This window comes from Cerasicoccus arenae (genome assembly GCF_014651635.1).
Taxonomy (GTDB): Bacteria; Verrucomicrobiota; Verrucomicrobiia; order Opitutales; family Cerasicoccaceae; genus Cerasicoccus; species Cerasicoccus arenae.
The window spans coordinates 302,719-323,848 of the sequence record NZ_BMXG01000001.1; the positions used below are offsets into that span (position 1 = coordinate 302,719).

Annotated in this window: 14 protein-coding genes and 1 tRNA gene; 2 read left to right on the plus strand and 13 right to left on the minus strand. The window is 50.5% G+C overall.

The window, feature by feature from the left end:
- Positions 1-10 precede the first annotated feature (10 nt).
- A complete protein-coding gene (locus tag IE065_RS01350) occupies positions 11-757 on the minus strand; it encodes a hypothetical protein (protein ID WP_189511059.1) in 747 nt (248 codons plus the stop codon).
- Between the two features lie 6 nt (positions 758-763).
- Entirely contained in the window at positions 764-4,261 is a 3,498-nt protein-coding gene (locus IE065_RS01355; protein ID WP_189511061.1) for a hypothetical protein, read from the minus strand.
- 742 nt (positions 4,262-5,003) lie between these two features.
- Here IE065_RS01355 and IE065_RS01360 point away from each other — a divergent pair.
- Positions 5,004-6,251 (plus strand): hypothetical protein, encoded by a 1,248-nt coding sequence (locus IE065_RS01360; protein ID WP_189511063.1) that lies wholly within the window; start codon positions 5,004-5,006, stop codon positions 6,249-6,251.
- 33 nt (positions 6,252-6,284) lie between these two features.
- Positions 6,285-7,253: a hypothetical protein gene (locus tag IE065_RS01365; protein ID WP_189511065.1), complete on the plus strand. Its 969-nt coding sequence runs from the start codon at positions 6,285-6,287 to the stop codon at positions 7,251-7,253.
- Positions 7,254-8,045: 792 nt separating this feature from the next.
- Here IE065_RS01365 and IE065_RS01370 read toward each other — a convergent pair.
- The 11 genes from IE065_RS01370 to IE065_RS01420 form a co-directional block, all read right to left on the minus strand.
- Positions 8,046-8,122, minus strand: a tRNA-Ile gene (locus IE065_RS01370).
- A 43-nt stretch (positions 8,123-8,165) separates the two neighbouring features.
- Entirely contained in the window at positions 8,166-9,173 is a 1,008-nt protein-coding gene (locus tag IE065_RS01375) for a tRNA dihydrouridine synthase (RefSeq protein WP_189511067.1), read from the minus strand.
- A gap of 14 nt (positions 9,174-9,187) precedes the next feature.
- Positions 9,188-9,871 carry a phosphate signaling complex protein PhoU gene (gene phoU / locus IE065_RS01380; protein WP_189511069.1) on the minus strand — a complete coding sequence of 228 codons (684 nt, stop codon included), beginning with the start codon at positions 9,869-9,871 and terminating at the stop codon, positions 9,188-9,190.
- 94 nt (positions 9,872-9,965) lie between these two features.
- Positions 9,966-10,772 carry a phosphate ABC transporter ATP-binding protein PstB gene (gene pstB / locus IE065_RS01385; RefSeq protein ID WP_189511071.1) on the minus strand — a complete coding sequence of 269 codons (807 nt, stop codon included), beginning with the start codon at positions 10,770-10,772 and terminating at the stop codon, positions 9,966-9,968.
- 12 nt (positions 10,773-10,784) lie between these two features.
- On the minus strand, positions 10,785-12,770 hold the full coding sequence (locus tag IE065_RS01390) for an ABC transporter permease subunit (protein WP_200163229.1): 1,986 nt from the start codon (positions 12,768-12,770) through the stop codon (positions 10,785-10,787).
- A complete protein-coding gene (locus IE065_RS01395) occupies positions 12,770-15,112 on the minus strand; it encodes an ABC transporter permease subunit (RefSeq protein WP_189511074.1) in 2,343 nt (780 codons plus the stop codon). Before IE065_RS01395 ends, IE065_RS01390 begins: the two co-directional genes overlap by 1 nt.
- A 150-nt stretch (positions 15,113-15,262) precedes the next feature.
- Positions 15,263-16,231, minus strand: a complete 969-nt coding sequence (locus IE065_RS01400; protein ID WP_189511076.1) for a PstS family phosphate ABC transporter substrate-binding protein — start codon at positions 16,229-16,231, stop codon at positions 15,263-15,265.
- A gap of 125 nt (positions 16,232-16,356) precedes the next feature.
- On the minus strand, positions 16,357-17,631 hold the full coding sequence (gene serS, locus IE065_RS01405) for a serine--tRNA ligase (RefSeq protein WP_189511078.1): 1,275 nt from the start codon (positions 17,629-17,631) through the stop codon (positions 16,357-16,359).
- Between the two features lie 126 nt (positions 17,632-17,757).
- Positions 17,758-18,234, minus strand: a complete 477-nt coding sequence (locus IE065_RS01410; protein WP_189511080.1) for a hypothetical protein — start codon at positions 18,232-18,234, stop codon at positions 17,758-17,760.
- Positions 18,235-18,244: 10 nt separating this feature from the next.
- Positions 18,245-18,562, minus strand: a complete 318-nt coding sequence (locus IE065_RS01415) for an STAS domain-containing protein (RefSeq protein WP_189511082.1) — start codon at positions 18,560-18,562, stop codon at positions 18,245-18,247.
- A 117-nt stretch (positions 18,563-18,679) separates the two neighbouring features.
- Positions 18,680-21,046 (minus strand): carboxy terminal-processing peptidase, encoded by a 2,367-nt coding sequence (locus tag IE065_RS01420; protein ID WP_189511084.1) that lies wholly within the window; start codon positions 21,044-21,046, stop codon positions 18,680-18,682.
- Between the last annotated feature and the right edge of the window lie 84 nt (positions 21,047-21,130).

The window sequence follows — 21,130 nt, forward strand, 5'->3', positions numbered from 1 at the left end:
AATGACACTCTCAACTCGCTGTTGGTCGGTCGTAGATCACACGCAGTTCAATTGGTGCCCCTGTAGCTACCACCGGTCCGCTGGATGTTTCAGCGGGAGGGATACCCGGTAATATGAAAACTAACAAACGACGATCCGATGGAATATTAATGCGTGTACTCATTACCAGCTCCCACTTCTCTTCATCTACAGAGCGTGCAATCTGAATATTGAGATGCTCGTCTGAACTGGTGGGCCAGTATAGCTTCTGCGATTCGCCTGAATTGATGACCCCCATATCCTCGCCCATGCGCAACGCAAGATTCCACTCAGTGAAGTTAAGCGCAATTGTTTGCCCGGAACTGAAGGTCTGGTCGCTGAAAGGTGCCGCAAAAACAACAAAATTGCGCTGACCGTCCAATTTCGTGGCGGATATGAGCACGAGATACTCGGTTACATTCGGCTGCGCTTGAAAACGCGCCACTGGAGGCATTGGCAAGCCCTCAGCCGTTTTTGTATCCGGGTAAGCGTAGAAATCGACATACCCATTCACAACCAATGCATCAATTGGCGCACTTAGTGAGCTTGAGCGTGCAACGATGCGCGTTTTATCATTACTAGGTGCCTTCACGGAAATATCCGTCACGAAGGAATTGATCGAGATAACTCGCAGCGTAACAGGATAAGAGGTCTGACTAGGTGTGGACTGAGCTGTCCCTTCAAAGGGAAGCATCGCTACGATCATCAGGAAAAGAGTCTTAAGGTAAATTAGGCGCATATCGGACTAAATTTCGTCTGCCTGCAACCAGCGGAATGATACGATTTCAAACCGTCGGCCAAAATTCTGGTTGATGGTTGTCAGGTTAACACTTCCACCAGTGACTGGCAGCGTTTCAGGAGAATTCCCATTAGCATCCACGTACTCGGGCATACGCTGCACGACTGCCTCACACCATGCGCGGCCCACTACATAGTCACTACTGCTCGGGCTAGAATACGGATTAACCGTCTCCCCATAGGCACGGATCACAAAGGTATCTGATCGAGCAGCCATCCCAGGGCCGAGCACCTGCAAGATATCAGCCTGTGTCAGGAATCCAGGTGCCATCGCGGACTTAGCCCTACCGGTATATTGAAAAGCGCGTCGTGGTGCCTTTATGTTTTGAAGATAATAAGAAATGCCACTATTTTCCCAGATTTCCTCATCGCCATCAGGAATGGAATTGGATGGCGGACGATCTGCCTCAAGTATTTTCTGGTTGATATTCGACACTGCATCAATCGCCGCTTGCAGCGCACCACTTAATCCAGATTCATCAGGATACGATTCTAGGCTGCGGTTAACAAAATCGCCCATGGATAGAAATGGCCCACGTGCCTTTACCTCCTCCACGATCCGCGCAGCCATTTGGCGCACTTCCGTGTCGCTCAAGGTGCGATAGCCACCCCACCGGCTGACACGGGAGAATGTGCTGGATCCACCAGAAACGTAGGGCGTGCGGACGAATGGCGAACCACTCACTGCAGGGCCTTCCGAGCCCGTTTCTGGATCGACCTCAACGTTGCGCAAACTACCGAGCAACGCCGCCCAAGCTTCCAATGAAGTTGAATTCACATTAAAGGCACCGTCAAGCATGAGGCTGGAAGCAGCTCGATTAAAATCCTCTACATCCACCGCCGATGCTCCACTGAGGTATGAGAGCGGAGCAAAAGGCAATGGTTCGTCAAGATTAAGCCACTGCTGAAGCTGATCCGTCGGCAAATCTGGACGCCCGGAAAAAAAGAAACGGTCCCAGAGCCTACGATTCAATAGGTAGGAAACATCGGTCAGATGCGTTCCACTGCCAGAGGTATTACCCGAGTTCGCCTTCGTATTTGGACGCAATAAGCGGTCTTGCGGAATGCGCATGTCTGCGTAGGAATTACCAAATGGATACGAAGGCTCTACCCCGGATGGAGTGAGAGTCATTTGAGCATGCTGTAGTTGTCCTAGGGCAATGACTGGTGTATCCCTGCGTGGAAGGTTAAACAAGATGGCCTCTTGCACACCAGTCGCTGGAAATCGACTCGGCCCATTGTAGGCTCTGGCCGGGGAATTTGAAACGAGATCGATTGTCCAGGTTGAGTCACCAGCTTGCACTTTAGCGGTAGACCAGTTGGGCGTGCTGCTGAACCCTTGGCTCCACTCAAACCACGACCGTCCAATTGATGCCGAGCGCTGGTTGATATTCGACATCCAATTGTAGCGTCCGTCCGTATCCTGAAGCGAATTCATAACCGATAGACCAACTTGATTTCGTGCATTAACCGGTCCCAACGCTAAGTTTCTAAAAGCATTGAAGCCGCTGGCGGAAACATCAGTTACTATGGTTGCGTTTTTCGCGTCATCTACTTCGGCGAAAGCCGCTAAGCCAACTGCGTCAATGAATTGCATGGACTCACCACCTGCATCCATGAGGTGACAAGAAATCGTGCCACCAGCTCCACCTTGATTATTGGCTAAAACGATCGCTGAAAACTCAACTTCATCAGGCGAAAAAATATGATTGATACTGCGGGTAAACGAAGAAGTCGTGTCGTACCCATTCACCAAGAGATTATTCCCCGAGTTGCTGTATGGTCGCGTCGTTTCCGGCGTAAAGACATAGGCTTGGCCGGGCGGAATATCGATAGAGTCAATTTTAAACTCGAGCTTGCGGTTACTGTATTTTCCGGAACTTGCATCCTCCGGAGCAATGAATTCCTGATGGTATACATTGTAAGGCGGGGCACCAATCGGTGTCACCCCATCACTCTCGATCCTCGGAGTGATAAAGTAGAGATACTTGGCCGTCGTATTGTTGTTTTGTTCGTCGGCAAATTCCATACGTATGCTATAGGAACCCCGAAGTGTGGCATTATACGGATTCCATAAAATGACATGTGGAAATAGATGAAGCTTCCCGAGGGTACCGTCCGCCGCACACTGCACGTCGAATGAGACTCCCCAGCGTAAAAGAATCGGCGAGAGTCCCATTTCATCATCATTTCGCAATTGAGTATTTACCGTGCCGCTGTTCGTCGACTGGTAATCAAAGAAACTATCAAGCTGCTCCCAAGTCGCCGCAGATGGCGAACGAGAATCTGGACTGACGCTACTGCTCGTAGTCAATGTACTGTCTGCGTAAATGGCATCATCCTGAAACGCGGCGATATGCCGTGAGCCATCTTGATCAAAGGCGCTAACCTCATCAAGGCTGACCTTCAATTGACCACTCCAATCCGACGGCTCGAGATAAAACAAGGCAGTCAGATCTCGCTTCAGCCCCCCCCGTAAGGAATCGGCCAAAACACCTTTGGAGTAGATACTGAAATCCGGAGAACGACGCCGCAACGCCTCCTTCATATCTTCAGTCTCAAAGCCAGCGAGGAGAGGTACCTGCCCTTCATCAGTTAGCCGATTCAGGCCCTCGCGGAAGTCCACTGCATCCGAATCGGTCCCCTCCACATTATATACGACATCAAACAACTTGCTTCCATCAGACGTCATCATCTCAATGCCGTGACGCTGAGCAGTAAGTAACCGATTGAAGCGCTCCTGATTCGTAGAAGCACTTGAAGCCTTGGGATCGACCAAATTTAAACGGGCTTTGACGCCTTCGTCCTCAATCCACCAGCCATAACGCCCAGCCGCTCCTCCACCTCCACCCTGCACATCCTCAATATTTAGCAGAGGCGCAACTACGTAATCCTCAAGGTGTCCCACACTGTTGGGGCCCACCAGCAGACAGGCCGGCTGTCCGTTTATCGTGATGTCATTGCTCAGAGCTCCACGATCTTCTGCAGATCCTAATGATATCGAATCAGAGGGCGCGATAGTCGGATCGTCCGCAGTGATAACTTGCCCAAAACTTTCGGCATCGGTGCTGACCGTATAGTTAACGACCCCATTACCGCTAACCAACCAATTGAGCAACTGGGGCTTACTCGTGTAGGCTGCCGAGGGATTACGATTACCCCAAACGCCCGTCCAGTTATGGCTACCATCCTGAGTACTTGCCAAAAGATCAGCCGTTGCGGTCGTACGTTGATCGGGACCGGCGACCTTCTGCAATTGCCCCAACGCTTCATTTAAGGCAAAAATTGCGTTTTGCTGGGCAATGGTATTAGTGCGATTATTGGCTACTGCATGAATTTCAACTTGAACTAAAGCCGACATGCTAACCAACAGCAACATGATGAAGCCCATTAAAACAATTGCAGTAACCAGAGCAAAGCCATCATCTGTATTATGTGTTTTCATTGGGCATGAGCCGATTTCTTGAAGATACTTAAGAAATACAAAAGCTTCAAGAAATGGGGGGGGACTAAATTCAAATCGAAGCTTGCGACAATATCGGATGCATCACAATAGTGGCCCTATTTAACTCGTTAAATTAAAGAGTTCGCCTGCTGCTGTAAAATAGTCTCCCCTTAAGAGGGGCAATATTTCGTCAGGCTTGATTTTGATTTACTTAAGCTGCTGTTTGTCGCCCTGTAAATTGGCAACAGTATGCTCATAATGATAGGCCAAAGAACCTCGTTAATCTAGATTTTGAGGTTCCACTCGCTACGGCGAGGGGGAGGTTGATGGCGGCACCTTTTTGCTCCTTTGAGGAAGTAGCGTGCCATACGGAAGTCGCTCTTGAGATGACCGATGACTGGCTCGATGGCGGCTCGTCGGGCGAAGCTGGCCGAGCTTACGTAATTGAGAGCACATGTGAAATATACTTACATCTAGACCATTGATTATATAACACGCCATTAACTCTTGACATCGTGCTTGGTCTAATGATTTTTTAAACCTCATTAAAAGTTCAATAATGTCGTTTTCATTTAAGTTGATACCATTCAGGCACGCTGCGAAGGACTATTGTCAAGATTATCCTTGTCTTGCAGCGACGTCACGAAAGTAACAGTTCGATCAAACAAGACAACTGTAACTCCTGATCGTTTCAAAAACACGCAATTCGCAAGATTGATTTACTTTAGTCAGGTTTATTTCGATGAACATAGCAAAAATATTATTTCAGTTATGCTTTTTGGTTCTTCCGTTAGTTGATGCGTATTGCTTGGTAGACGCAGACTCACCTCTGTCATTTGAGCCGGGTAAAGGTGTTGTTGGCGATATGACACGAGAAGGTTATTTCGAAGATTATTTGAAGGTTGGGACATTATCCTTGAATGACTATGAAATACCACTTTACCAAATTTTCAGCACTAATCCTCAAAATGCACCTGGCATACTTGGTGTTTTTTGGTATCTTCCACTCTTTCGAAGCCGCATAACTTTCGTTGATGGGCAGGTTTTGTCCTGGATTAGGATTGATGGCAAGCAATCGTCGTTTAAATTAGCCGTGGATAAGAAGAGAGCGAATGATAAATATTACTCCACATGCGGCAGCTGGGTGGCCGAAGTGAAGGGGGGAGAGCGAATTGAGGTAACTCATAAAACTCTGGACTATAAGTTTTGGTATGCTTTTGGACAATTGAAAGGGTTTCGGTTTGGATACCATTCACCTGTATATGTCTTTCAGATTACCGATCGTGAAATGATATTGCGGGAGAATGGTAGGATATTACTTTCGGTTAGTCGACACGATCATCCATACTATTCTGATGTCCTAATTGAAACCAATGGTGAGGTAACTCGACTTAAACTCACTAGCTTTCTACTAAACGAGAAACCCTGTGGTGATATTAAACGGGAAAAATCACTGCTAACAAACGCTGATTTAGACGACATTCCAATTGAGTTTACGTATAAGCAATTATCCGAGGGCACCTTATTGATGAGTAAGCGTATCGCCTTTCAGGATGTTAAAAAGTTTCAGTGGGATATCTGCACTGGATTTGCAATGGCAGATAAGTTTAACACAATTCAAGTGGAGCGCAGTGAAACTAAAGATTCCGCCATAAAGGTGCCTTGGTTGCGGGATTCTGCACTTATCAAGCGGATTAATCCAATGGGAATTGATACTTCTTTTTTTGACAGCCCTTCAAACGGTTATCAAGAACGAAAAGTAGGAGAAAAACGCTGGATAGAGCATTACTTCACTAGTGCCCCTGCTCTTCGTAAAATACGTAAGATCGAAGAGTATGATGGCAATGAACTTATTTCCATTGTGAAATACTCCTATGATCCTCAAGGAAGACTGATACGCAAAATAACTGGCAACGAGTTGAAACAATACGCATACGATTCTCATGGCCAAGTTTTCTTGCTCGGTGAGAAAAACATAAGCTTAGAATAGAATATTAATTCTAAGAAAAAAGAAGGCTAATGTATGGATAGTTTAAAAAAAACAATCATTTCCTTAGGGATATATCTTATTTCAGGAGTATTGTTGTCTGCGGTTCCCGAAGATAAGGAATTGTTGGACACTGTCTGGCACAAATTACTCTTGCAGGAAGAGGCTTTCGTAGTGGGACGATTAGTCTGGCGACAGGAAATGCTCGCTACAAACAACCCACGAATGATGTCGGTAGGCCCTGAAGGAGGCTCTACTTCATTTGAAAATGAATTCTATTTTTCAGATGAAGGGTTTTACCTGAAACGGTCCTTTAGCGCAAACGATGTCGAGCATGTGACCCATTATTACCGAGATTCATTAGAGCAAATACTGTTTCAGGAGCCGCATACGCTTCGCATTGGCTTGTCAGTAGTGGCGGAGCAGGATTCATATCCAGTTATTGATGCTAGAGTAGTTGCGGCAAGTGGAAGAGAGTGGATGTCGGAGGTTTCTATGGATGATGTTAGCGAGATTATCGAAATGGCAGGAGGCGACATCCAGATAAAGGCAGAAAGCGATGAGCTTGTTTACAATATAATTTTAGATCCTGAGATTGGTTATTTGGCCAAGTCCTGGGAGGCGACCAATAAGGAAAATGGGAATAAAAAGATCATTAGTAACAATTACAACTATCTAGAAGGACTTACTGAAGGCATTCATTTCCCAAGTAAGGTGACTTATAGGTTTCAGAATGGAGATGTCTTCACTGAAATTTCCTACAACATAGACAGTATAGATTTTGGAGTCCAGCTTGATGAGGCGGAGGTGAGATCACGACTTCTACATGTTCTAGCTAATGTTTACGATACGAGAATTCCAGATGAACCAAGGTCATACAATGCGCAGTGGCCGGACTTCCCAGTTCCAAGCTATAATGAATTCCTTGAACTGTGTAGTAGCCGACGGGTTTGGGATGAATTCAGATGGGAGAGAAGGCATCTGAGTGGAAAAATTGCTAAGTAGTGAATAATAATAATAATATGAAAATTAAAATTATAATAAAGCTATTATCTATAGTCGCTCTGTCACAAGGATTGGCGATTCAATTACTGGGAGGAGTGCAGTGTAATCACTGGTATTCTGAATTGGAGACAGTGCCAAATTACTGTCAGAATTGGAATGTGATTTATGATCTCTATGTTATTAAGTATCCGACTTGTAATTCTAGCAGATGTGAGAATACTGAATGCATTACAGATCAGCAATTATCTCAACTCGACACTACCATGCATTACTTGGCTGAAGTGGTCGAAAATTGTGGTGGTAGGATTGCTAGCTCCCACAGTAAGACTTTCTTATATCATAATACCTGGAATGACCCTTTTTCGACATGTATGGTGCCTGATGATTGTGACCAGAGTGGTCCGGGTGGCGACTAATTGCGGGACTTAAGATTTTCGCTGCGGCACCCTCTCTGGGGTGTTTGTTGTGTTCTATGAATCGCAATCATGTTGGCTGAGTCCCATGGTTCGGCAGGTGCTCGCTGGACTGATCGCAGAACATAACCACCGAAGTCCATCCCTCGACCACATGAGGTAGGCCAGTAATTTTGATTTTTTTGAGATCGTTTTGAAAAACACCATTTTCTAGCAGTGCCCTTGATGGCAGATATTGCCTCAAACATTTACCGCTCAGCCTCAAATTGAATTGAGATAGCATTTTTGCGGGACCTTTAACTGCACTGACACTGCACAATAAAATTAAAGCGCTAGTATTTTGCTGACCATAAATCGCATAAGTGCTTGATTACTAAAATGGTGGGCCCACTCGGACTTGAACCGAGGACCAAGGGATTATGAGTCCCCTGCTCTAACCAACTGAGCTACAGGCCCGCAAAGCACTCATACAAAAGCGGTCAAAGGCAGCTTGGCAAGCCTATCTTGGCACAAGCTCCACTGCGCACTCAGCCAAGTGGGTGGCGGCAATCTCACGCAATCCATCAACGTGCATAACACCGTCGATCAATGGACGCAGCTTGCGGCTATGTGGCATGTCTTTCGTCAGGGCTTTGACCTTCGCGCGAAGCCAGCCGACATCGTCCAGTGCCTTGTCGGCGTAGGGACCTGCGTAGAGCAGCTCGACGAATCGAAAGATCGTGCGCCAGCGTTCTTCGGGAGTTGGCGGCGGTGGAATCTCACCCGTCGCTAGGAAGTGCTTAATCTCACCAAACAGCCAAGGATAACCCAACGCAGCTCGGCCAATCATCACACCGCTAACGGGAGAATTTTCGCGAAGTGCGGCCACATCAGCGCAAGTTTGGACACCGCCGTTCCCAACGACGGGAATCGTAAGCGCCGCGGCCACCTGATTAATTAAATCCCAATCTGCTTCGCCACGATAGCCCTGCTCCTTGGTCCGCCCATGGATAGCCAGAAGCGCGGCACCGGCATCCTGTGCGCGTTGACCGACCTCCAGCGCAACAATTTGATCGTGATCCCACCCCGCGCGTATCTTCACTGTGATTGGGATTTCTGGCACAGCAGCCACGCAGGCGCGGATAATTTGAGCCAGAAGCGCTGGGTCCTTGAGCAGCGATGAACCGGCGTTAATATCCGTCACCCGACTAGCTGGGCAGCCGCAATTGATATCGATAAAATCCGGGCGCACGCGATCAGCGATTGCCCGAGCGGCAGCAGCCATACGATTGGGCAAAGAGCCAAAAATCTGGACGCCCATTGGGCGCTGCTCTTCGGTAAAATCAACGTTGCGCCACGATTTCTCGTTGCGCAGCAAACTCTCGGCCATCACGAATTCCGTGGTCATCACGTCGGCACCCTGCTCTTTGCAAAGCTGACGGAATGCACTGTCTGTGAAGCGGGCCATCGGCGCAAGAAACAGCGGCATCTTGCCTGGACCGATCCAAGGGAGTTGCGGCGTATCCATGGGCGGGCGTCCGCTCAGTAAGTCTCGGGCGAGCGGCGAACAGCGGCGGTGTGACGCACGTCCTTGGCCTTGATCAAATAGGCGACTTCTTCGCCAACATTAACAGCGTGGTCGCCAATGCGCTCCAGGCTTTTGGAAATGAAAATCAGCTCAATACCGATTGCAACGTAAGTCGGGTCATCAGTTGAGCGGGACATGAGCACATCGAAATTGGCGCGGTTCAAGTCGTCAACTTTCCGATCACTCTCTGGCAAGGACATGGCCTTCTCGTAGCTCTCGTCGATAAAGCTATCCAGTGCGTTACGGAGTTGAGTGATCACCATTTCAGTCATCTCTGGAATTCCCGCCAAATTACCAATAGCACGTCCTTGCCGGGAAAGACGGCGGATGCGCTTGGCAATCGAGGAAGCTTCGTCACCCACGCGTTCAAGGTCATGGCAACCCTTCATGCACAGAGTCAGCAAGCGCACATCGGTTGCTACTGGCGCACGAAGGCTTAAATAGCGCACGCACTCGCCATCTATTTGAAGCTCAAGCTCGTCAATCTCGTCATCCATGCCAAGCACACGCTGAGCGGTGCCAAGGTCATTTTCCTCCAGCGCTTGGATAGACAGACGTACGATGTCTATGCACTTCTCGCCCATGAGGACGAGCTTTCGCCGGATATCTTCGAGTTCGCTTTCGTAAAAATGATGCATTTGGGTATGTCTCTTGAATCGCTGAATTACTTGTAGCCTATGCTACATCCAACGTTCTTTCAACAATTTTCCTAAAATATATTCTTCTTACGAATCAACCAAAGCGCCCGGAAACATAATCTTCGGTCTGTGACTTCTCAGGGTTCATAAAGATCTTTTGCGTCTCGTCGTATTCAATCAATTTACCCAAATAGAAGAACGCGGTGCGGTCACTGACACGGGCAGCCTGTTGCATGTTGTGCGTCACGATAACAATGGTAAATTGACGCTTGAGCGAATGGATAAGCTCTTCGATTTTGCCCGTGGCTACAGGGTCGAGAGCCGAGCAAGGTTCGTCCATCAACAGGATTTCCGGTTGGTTAGCAATCGCACGAGCGATGCAAAGACGCTGCATTTGACCACCAGAAAGACCCAGCGCGCTGTCCTGCAAGCGATCTTTAACTTCATCCCACAGAGCCGATGAACGCAGGCTCCGCTCGACAACTTCATCCAACTCACTCTTCTTACTGCGTCCAGCAACACGTAGGCTGTAAACAATGTTTTCGTAGATCGATTTAGGGAATGGGTTGTATTTTTGGAAAACCATCCCTACCCGCTTGCGTAGTGAGATGACTTCAAGCATGGGATCAAAAATGCTCTCCCCCCCCACCTGCACGTCACCCGTATGATGAATGCCGTCGATGAGGTCATTCATGCGGTTGAAGCAGCGCAACAGAGTCGACTTACCACAACCAGAGGGGCCAATAAACGCCGTAACCTTCTGCTTGGGCATGTCAAAGGTCTGGTCGAAAATGACTTGAGATGAGCCATACCAGAACGAAAAATCCTTAACCTGAATGTATTGTTCATCAGGCGATGATATGGTTTGCGCAGGAGACTCGGACGGTGCGGCAGTGGTCATGGGATCAAAAATTTAAAAAGTGCCAGAGGCGTATTTGCGGCGAAGGTGATCACGGATCAGGATTGCGCCTAGGTTCAGGATGATTACCAACACGATCAGCAGAAAGGTGGTGGCGAAAACCATGGGCTTCGCCGCTTCAGAATCGGGTGACTGAAAGCCTAGATCGTAAATATGGAAGCCCAGGTGCATGAACTTGCGCTCAAAATGGAAGAACGGTGCCGTGGTGTCCAGCGGCAACTCGGGCACGTATTTAATGACTCCCACTAACATCAGCGGGGCCACCTCACCAGCACCACGAGCCATGGCGAGGATCAAGCCAGTAAGCACGCCTGAGGCCGAAGCCGGCATCACAATTCGCTGAATGGTCTGCCATTTCGAGGCACCGCAGGCCAGCGAGGCCTCTCGCACACCACGAGGCACAGCGGCCAACGCTTCCTCTGTCGCCACCACGACCACCGGCACTGTCATGAGCGCAAGAGTCAATGATGCCCAGAGCACGCCGCCGGTTCCAAAGGTTGGCTCATTGAGCAGCAAACGATCAGAGAAAAATCCATGGAAAAACGGGCTCTCGTAAATTAAAAAGCCCAACAAGATCAAGGCAATGACCGACAACGTCGACACCGTCTGCCGACGAATGTTATCCTTAAGCCAACGACGGTGCTTCCAATAATCCTCTTGGGCCAAAAGCACGGTCGCAACGATCAGCACTGCCAATACGACGAGCCAGAGGCTCCATGAAGCCACCGCCATTGGGTCATCTGCCCCACCATCGATCCAACTGCCCATGCCATAGACAAAGAAGCCCAGGCCAAAGACACCATAAACGATTGATGGCACGCCCGCGAGATTGTTCACCGCGACCCGAACGGCCTGCGTAAAGAGGCCTTGAGAAGCATATTCACGCAGATAAATGGCTGCCAGCACGCCAAAGGGCATCACCGCGATCGACATCAAAAGCGTCATCACGAAGGTACCAAAAATTGCGGGAAAAATGCCTCCCTCTGTATTTGCCTCGCGTGGATCTTCCGAGAGGAACATCCAAAAATGCCCAATGAAAAACAAAACCTTGTCGATCGCAGTAAGCTGATTGGGCTGATAGGTGAGGAGTATTTTCCCGGCGGCGTATTCACGTTCGGTTCCGTCGATCAGCCGATAGCGTAGCGTATTTTTATTGATTGAGTCTTTGAGCGCTTGGCTCTGGACCAGCAACGGAGCAAATTCCTCGTTGAGCAAGCGTTCGCGCTCGTTGAGAACTGCCATTTCGGCGAAAATGCCCCCCCGGTCATTCAGTGCCTGATATTGCGCCATCAACTCGCTTTTCTGTTCGGTTTCATCCGATGAAAGCTTCGTGATTTGGATGAAGAGTGCGTCCATGGCTTGGAGGTCCTTATCTTCGTCGGGATTGCGCTTTTGCAGCAGGCGCTTTTCGAGATAGATTTTCTTGAGCTTCGCTGAGTAGCCTCCAATCGGCCCTCGGTCGATATGTCGGGCCTTGGCGCGTGCGTCGGCTGCCTCGTCAATCAATCTCTGGAAGGTGGCGTCAAAGTCCGGGCTATCGGCAGCAACGGTTTTGCCATCGGCCAAGATTAGTTCAATCGGATAAAAAATGGCCTGTCCGCTACCTTCGCGCTCGCCGACAATGATGTCTGCCGGCTCATTCATGCTCACGATCTCATTCTGATCGACGTAGCGAAACTGGCGCCCATAGGCGTCTTTGTTACCGGTGAAAAGCTTATATTCACGCGCGAACTGCCCTCCCTCTTCCGCAACTTTCTTTTCGCGATCTTCCACGATGGACGCCGCGATCACCGAACCGTCCTTGAGCGTGACCTCGTAGACTGGGCGCGGCCAGAAAACTTGGACACCGTTGGCCACAATAACCCACAAGAGTCCGATCACCATGATGATGCCTGCCGCCAAACCCATTGCGCACAACCAGACATACATCTCACCGGCTGGGCGCATGCGTTTGTCAAAGCCTTTGGGTTCTTTAGTCATCAACCGACTGTTTTGTATTTATTGCGCAAGCGCACGCGGGCGACTTCCGCCACGGTATTGACGACAAAGGTCATCACAAAGAGCAAGAGTGCCCCAAAAAAGAGAATGCGGAAATGCGTTGAATCTTTCGGTGCCTCGGGCAGTTCCACCGCGATATTGGCCGATTGCGTACGCATGCCGCTGAAGATATTCCAGTCCATTATCGGCGTATTACCAGTGGCCATAACGACGATCATCGTCTCACCCACTGCACGACCAAAACCAATCATAATCGCCGAAAACATGCCAGGAGAAGCCGTTGGCAGAACCACGCGTTTGGCCGTTTGCCAACGACTCGCGCCCAACGCCAACGAGGCTGACGTGAGGAATTGTGGCACGTTGGACATCGCATCCTCCGCAATGGTGAAGATGATCGGAATCACCGCAAACCCCATCATGAAACCAACCACGAGCGAGTTACGTTGGTCATAGGAAACACCAGTGTGCTCCGGCCACCAAAGGCGGAAATCTCCGGTCGCCACGCCCGTATCAGGATTGGTGTAAACGAAGGCCCAGCTCTCCACCCAAGGCCCAAGATTCCAGCCAATCAGCGCGATGCCGATCAGTAGCGGAATGAAGATCAGGAATTCCTGCCCCGGTCTTAAATAGAGACGGTAGCGCTGTGGAAGCTTACCCCAACCATAACCAACGATGAGCGCTGTGAGTGGTAGGAAAAACATGATCAGCATTATCGACGGGAAACGTGTGTCGATAATCGGTGCCAACCACAGCGCCCCCAAGAAGCCCAAAACCACCGACGGCAGCGACGCCATGATTTCCATCATTGGCTTGACCACCTTCTTATACTCCGGCTTCAGAAACTGTGAGGTGTAGAGCGCAGCTAACAGCGCGATCGGAATCGCAAAAATCATCGCATAAAGCGTGCCCTTCAAGGTACCAAAAATAAGCGGCACCATCGAAAACTTAGGCTCTGTCTCGGCGTCGGCAGCGGAGGACTGATAAATCCACTTGGGTTCGTTTTGCCCTTCATACCAAATCTTACTGAAAAACGCCTTGAAGCCACCCTCCGGATGTGGGTCATGGATCGAATAAAAGTGCAAGCGGCCCGTATCGTCGGCCAGCAGCATCGTCTCGTAACGTGAGCCAAGGATGCCCGCCTTTGGCGTAAAATCGAGGGACTTCTCCCAACGCACAACACCAGTCGTGCCATAGCGAATAGAGGCCTCAGGACCACTGCCAAGCAAGAATGCGCGATTACGCATGCTGTGCGAATACAGATCAGCGGGGCCGTCCAGCTTGGGTAATTGATTAATCTCGGTGAATTGCCGTTTCCGCTCAACACCCGCCTTCTCTTCTTCAGGCGTGAGCTCTGGCAGATATTGGGCAAAGATTACGTTATCACCAACAGCCGAAGTAAAAACGAGCGATTCATTGCCCAAGAGCCAATCCATCGAACCAATTTCCGGGTTTTCCAGTCCCTCAAAAGGTTGAAAGACTTGCTCCAGACTGATCTCGCCTTGGTTGATAAGAAATGAATAAACCGAGCCTTCTCGAGTGGAAACCAGCACGCCGTTCCCCTGTCCCGTAACGAGTACTTTGATCGGATGGCCTTCAATCTGGCTGGTCAAATCATACTCTTTCGCGGGCTTCCAAGGCCCAACGCCAAAGGGAGTTTTCTTGCGCTGAAAGGTAGTGGCGCGTGTTTCCAGCCCCGAATCCCCCTCCACAAGGGCAGCAACCAAGCGGTCTTTGTCTGCGTCGTAATAATCAATCACGCGCACAGCGCCTAAGCCTTTGCCGAGCGGGTAAAACTTGTCAGCCTTGAGCTTTGCCTCAATCTTCCGCTCACCTCGGTCGTCGAACACGGGCTTGTATTCTACCTTGACGAGTGTGTAACGCCCATCCGACGCGCCAAAAATCACCTCTTCGCTTTTCGAGTGGTAATTGGCAGCCGTAAACGTGACCTCATCGGCAAATTTCGGCGTAACTTTATAAACCCCGAGAGGCCCCAAGACGAGCGTTTCGCCATCCACCCGCTTGATATCCACAAAGGTGAAATCACCTGCGATATCCACCATAAACGGGAGTTCGCCCCATTCATCCACCCCAACTAACTGAAAATCAGCGACTCCGGTTTCGATGACAGCCTCTTCCTGCACCTTGGCAGATTCAAAAAGCGGTAGGACCTGCCAAGTAATGAAGAGGAAAATCGCGAATACCGCCAGAATGATGCCCACACCCCCCACCTTGATGAAGTGAGTCATGAAGTTGTCCAGCCGCAGCGTGCCCTTCGAGACGTCGAAGCGCTTAGGATCAGCAGTTGGATCAGATTGGGACGCCATAGCGCTAACTTATAGTGCCAGACAAATCAGGCGTGGAAGGTGTAAATAGTCGAGTCTCAATCACTTTAACGCTCAACTGCCACATTCTCCAAGGTTCCAAAAACAGGCGAAGCGTTGCAGAACTTCGACTCCTTTGTGTCTGGCTCAAGATTAGTTTTCCAATTCGGACATAAAGCTATCCACCGCCATCGCAGGTAACGGGTAGTAGCCGTCTTTAGCCACAACCTCCTGGCCTTGGCGCGAATGAACAAATTTAATGAACTCAAGCGTCAATGGATCAAACGGCTGGTTGGGTGCCTTGTTCACATAAACATAAAGCAAACGAGCCAGCGGATAATCACCGCTCAGGCAGTTCTCAAAGGAAGGCTCAAACAGTGCGCCACCATCGTCGGAAAGTGCAATGGCTTTAACGCCAGAGGTCTTGTAACCAATGCCGGAGTAGCCGATGCCATACAAATCGCTGGCCACACCCTGCACAACAGCAGACGAACCTGGCTGCTCCTTAACGGTCGAGCGGAAGTCTCCCTTGCTCAGGGCCACGTTTTTGAAAAAGCCATAGGTGCCAGAGGCGCTATTGCGACCGTAGAGGCTCAGTGCACGGTCTGCCCACTCACCCTTCAAATCAAGTTCGCCCCAAGTATTGATTGGGCTGCCCCCGTGCTTATTAGTACTGGAAAAGATCGAATCGACTTCCTCCAACGTCAAACCGTCGATGGGGTTGTCCTTATTCACAAAGACCGCCAAAGCATCAAGGGCGACGGGCACTGCAGTGGGCTTATAGCCGAACTTGGCCTCAAACTTGTCAATTTCTTCCGCCTTCATCATGCGGGACATCGGGCCGAGCTGGGCGGCACCTTCAATCAACGCTGGCGGTGCCGTCGAGGAGCCCTTGCCCTCCACTTGGATATTAACGTTCGGGTAGAGCGCCTTGAATTCCTGCGCCCAGAGCGCCATCATGTTGTTTAAGGTGTCGGAGCCGACAGAGTTCAAGTTACCGGAGACGCCCGAGACCTTCTCATAGTTGGTCAAGTCTGGATCGAGCAAATCCGATGCGTGAGCGGCAATTGGAGCGACTACTGCAAACAGGGCCGCGACGGTATTACGAAGAAAGCGATTCATGGAGCAGAGATTTCCAAGATATTCCGCAACCGGGGCAAGTATTAAACCCAGTTTGACAGGTAACGATTAGGTGAAGAAAAGTTATGTGACGTAGTTTTTCCCGTCCAGAGAGCCATTTGGATGCCTTAAAATGGGCCTAAACGATCCGATCCGAACCACTTTTGCAGGCATTCAGGCACAAGAACCGAGCCATCGGCCTGCAAATTATTTTCCAGCAATGCAGCGAGCACACGAGGCACCGCCAAGCCTGAGCCGTTGAGCGTATGCACGATCTCGGCCTTGCCACCAACCGCTGGACGGTAGCGAATACCAGCGCGGCGAGCCTGGAAATCCGTAAAGTTCGAGCAGGACGACACTTCGAGCCAACGTTTTTGACCGCCAGCCCAGACCTCCAGATCGTATTGCTTGGCGTGCGGGAACCCGATGTCGCCTGCGCACATCAACAGCACGCGATAAGGCAAGCCGAGCTTTTGCAAAATGCGCTCGGCGTCCTCACGAAGCTTCTCCAGCTCGATGAATGAGGTGTCAGGGTGAACCCACTTGACCATCTCCACCTTGTCAAACTGATGCAGACGGTTGAGGCCACGAACGTGCGCTCCCCAACTCCCGGCCTCACGACGGAAACAAGGCGTGTAGCCGCAACGATAAACCGGCAAATCCTTTTCATCGAAAGTCTCGTCACGGAAAAAGTTCGTTACCGGCACCTCAGCTGTCGGGATGAGATACAGGTCGTCCTTGGTCGCATGATACATCTGGCCTTCCTTATCGGGCAGTTGACCAGTAGCCGTCGCGCTCGCAGAGTTCACCATGAGAGGGGGCAGCACCTCGGTGTAGCCGTTGTCCCGCGCTTCATCCAGGAAGAACGTGATCAGCGTGCGAACAAAGCGCGCCATGTCTCCAACGTAAAATGGAAAACCCGCACCCGTGGCCTTAACGCCCCGCTCGAAATCGATCGCCGATGAGAACCAAGGGATGTCCCAGTGGGCAACGGCCTCTGAGGAAACATCCGACGGGCTGCCAAACTCAGCCGCAACAATGTTATCTTCCTCATTTCCGCCTTCTGGCACGCTTTCATGCGGCATGTTGGGAATCTGCAAAAAGAGAGCCTTCCACTCTGCTTCAACGGCAGCAGCGGCTTCTTCCAACGTCTTAACCTCGTCGGACATGGCTTTCATCGCCTTGACGCGTTCTTGAAATTCGGCCGATTTTTTATCCTTCATCTGGCCGACTTCCTTGCTCGCGGCGCGTTGCTCAGCACGGCGGCTTTCTGCCGTTGCGATGGCGGCGCGGCGCTGGTCATCGAGTGCGTAAATGGCGTCCCAATCCACCGTAAATTTCTTTCGGGCGATGGCTTCGCGGAGTGCGGCGGGATTGTCGCGGAGAAGTTTGAGGTCAATCATGAGTTATCCGGGTCGTGGTTTGCGAAACACCGTTCATAGGGAGATGCGGGCAAATGAACAGCGAATTTTTCAAGAACCCGTATGCACGCACGGAAAAATGAAGGTTTTCGCCCCTCCCTGACGGGCTTATCCGATGGTCATCGACAGTATAAAAATCTCCCGTCCACAGAGGATGGTACGCTCTTTGCGCTCCCAACTACGTCCTTCGAAATTATAATTTCCGTCCGAAACGCGGCACATTGTGTAAACGTGGCGATGTCCAAAATGCTTGGCCGTCTCCAACACTTGTCGCACCAGCATCGCCTTCACATCTTGGCTCCGGGCCTGATCTGCAAAGAGCGCGGTCATCCAAAGACCGTCGAACTGGTTAAGCTCAGGAACGAAAATAAAGGGGTCGAGCCCCACCGCGCCTAGTAGATCGCCATTCTGATGGGCCACAAATGCGATTGGCAGCGAGCTGTAATTGGCGTGTTCACAAGAAACATCCCACCAGCCACTAAAGGTCTTGGGCTCCCAAACATTTTCCCATTCCTGTTGGTACCAATGACCAACAGCTGCAATCCATTCCGGATGATCCGCTAGGTAGCTGATCTGAATCGGCATTAGCGCGGATTCAGTTTGTCTTGGACATCCCTAATGCGTCCCACAGCCCCGCCATTTTGAACACCTTCTTCACTTCAGGCTGCACATTGATGATGGCAAACCCAGCATCACGCGCCTTCGCTCGGTTGACGGTTAGGACAGTCCGGAGAAAGGAAGAAGCAACAAATGAAACACCGCCCAGATCAAAAGTCACTGGACCATCTGTTTCTTCACAAACCGCCAACAGGTCGTCATTCATTGAGCCACATGCTGCTGCATGGAGCTGGCCTTGGAGGAGGATTAAGCGACCATTCTCAAGGTCTTGGACAGTAAAGTGTTCAGTAGACATAAGCTATGGCCAACGAATTAGAAGTGCGCACCGCATTTGGCAACGGAAAACAGTTAACGAACCACTTAAAAGTCATTAATGTAACGCATCCCATTCACAGTTGACCAAGCTGGACAATTAGCTGCGCGGCTCGCCAGCAGGTGCGGCGGCTAGTGCTTGGCTCTCCCCCGCTTCTTGCGCGATCGCGATCCAGTCCGCCATAATTCGGAGGCCTTCCCGCAGTTGGATGTCGAATGCAGCCTTCTTGGCGTCTTCTTCAATCTCAATTTCACCAACAGGAATGTCGGCGGCATCGGCAGGTTGAGCCTGTGCGGCCACGAGCGCATCGTGCTCCCGGTTCTGCTCTTCGGTTACGTTGAGCAAAATTTCGTCGGATGTGTAATTTAACGCGGCCAAGGTGTCGTAGCGCCCTTCCATCAACTCACGAAAATCGTTATCCGAAGCACGGCGTGAACGACGCTCTTCCAAGTTAAGGGAAAACTCCTTTTGCTCCTGACGGGCTTTGAACCAATCGATGTTTTCGCGCAAATAACCAAACTCTTCCAAGGAACCTTGGCGATCCTGACTCTGGGACTGGAGCTGCTCAACGATAGATTGATTGACCAAAAAGTCTTCAACATGTGAGTTGTCGTAGTCCCACTCCAGCGAATCAATGGAATCCCAAGCGAGCGCATGCGGGAATTCACCTTCGCCAACAGCCAGATATTCATTGATCGACGGCAGGACGATGTCCGACTTGACGCCCTCAATCTGAGTCGAAGAACCATCGGGCAAGTAATATTTCTGCACTGTAACCTTGGCAGCACCCTTGCGCGGACGGAGTGAGGTAAACCAGTTGCCGCCGCGGTTCATATCAAACACGGCTTGAACGGTGCCTTTGCCGTGGGTCAGCTTGTCACCAACAATAAGCGCGCGCTGGTGGTTCTTCAGCGCACCGGCGGTGATCTCAGAAGCCGAGGCGCTAAAGCGGGACACGAGCACCATCAGCGGGCCGTCCCAAGCCACTTTGGGATCGTCGTCGAGGAATTCCTGAACTTGGCCCACATAATCGCGCACTTGCACCACAGGACCAACCGGGATGAATAAACCGGTCAGGCGAATCGCCTCCGAAAGCAGACCCCCGCCATTGGCACGTAGGTCCAGCACAATGCCTTCCACGCCGATTTCCTTGAGCTTGTTGATCAGCTCTTCGACATCTTCGGTGGTGCTGTTGTAGCCGGAACCCGGTTCACCCGAGCCGTAAAACGCGGGCAAATCAATCACGCCGATTGCAATGGTTTTATCTCCAGCGGGGACTTCAAATACCTCGGCCTTAGCCAGCTTGGCGGTCAGTTTGATCTCATCGCGTGTGAGTGTAATGGTTTTGCGCACGGAAGGATCACCATCACCGGGACGGATTTTCAGGCGCACGGTAGTGCCCTTCTTGCCTCGGATCATTTTTACGATCTTGCTCAGCTTCATACCGATTACGTCGACCATTTCACCGTCGTTGTCTTGTGCCACGCCGACAATCTGGTCTTCGGGCTTCAGTTTACCACTACGCTCAGCGGGACCTCCGGGAAGCAATTCGCGGATCGTGCAATAGCCGTCGGTATCCGACAACACAGCACCGATGCCAACAAGTGAGTTGCGCATCGCAATGGAAAACTCTTCCAGCGTATCCGCCGACATAAAGGTTGAATGCGGGTCGTACTGGTGTGTCAGGGCAGTCAGGAATGTTTCCTGCACATCGATCGGCTCAATCTCCTGCACCCAACGAAGCAGACGATCATAGCGCTTGCCAATGTTTTCGCGGGCCTCGACAAGAGCCTCATCCAGCGTTTTCTGGGTTGCTCCATCCTCGATCTCAACCGTGGTTTCAACACCATCCGGAGTGACTTTGGCAATCTCCGGGCTCAGTTCGCGCAGATCGTTCAGGTCGGTGCCCGGCTCCAACAAAGAGAGCAACTCATTGAGCATTTCAAACTGCAAGCGACGCTCCCAGAGCACGTTGGCTTCGGCAATGCTCACTGGCCATTCGGCTTCTGAGCGATCGGGCGCATAGGTAGTGACACCAGAAAAATCAAAAGGCTCATTGAGACGTTTTTGTACCCAACTCACGCGACTCTCCACGTTTTGACGAAACTCCAGAAAAATTTCAAATGCTGGCATCAGGTGGCCGCGGCTCAGCATTTTATCAAGACTCGGGCTAAAACGACGCTGAAAATCGGCAAGCTCGGTTTCCAGAAAAAACATCCGCTGGGTATCCCAATCGGTCATGTAATCAGCGATGAACTCGTTTTGGTCTAGATCGGCAATCGTCTGCCCAAGATAGTGGCTACTTTCCAATCGGCCAACGACTTCCTTGGTTTCGTCCCGCATGGTGGACGTGGTTTGAAAAGCGGATACATCGACCGCCTCAGCGTGGGCGACGTTAATCCAGAGAAACGCGGCACAGGCAAGCATCAGTGCCTGGCGTAAAGTGGAATGGTGTTTGTAAATCACGATGGATAAAAAAGAGACTATATAAGCGACCTCTGAGACGTAGGAATGTTTCACTATAACCAGATCATTTTCTCTGTCGAACAC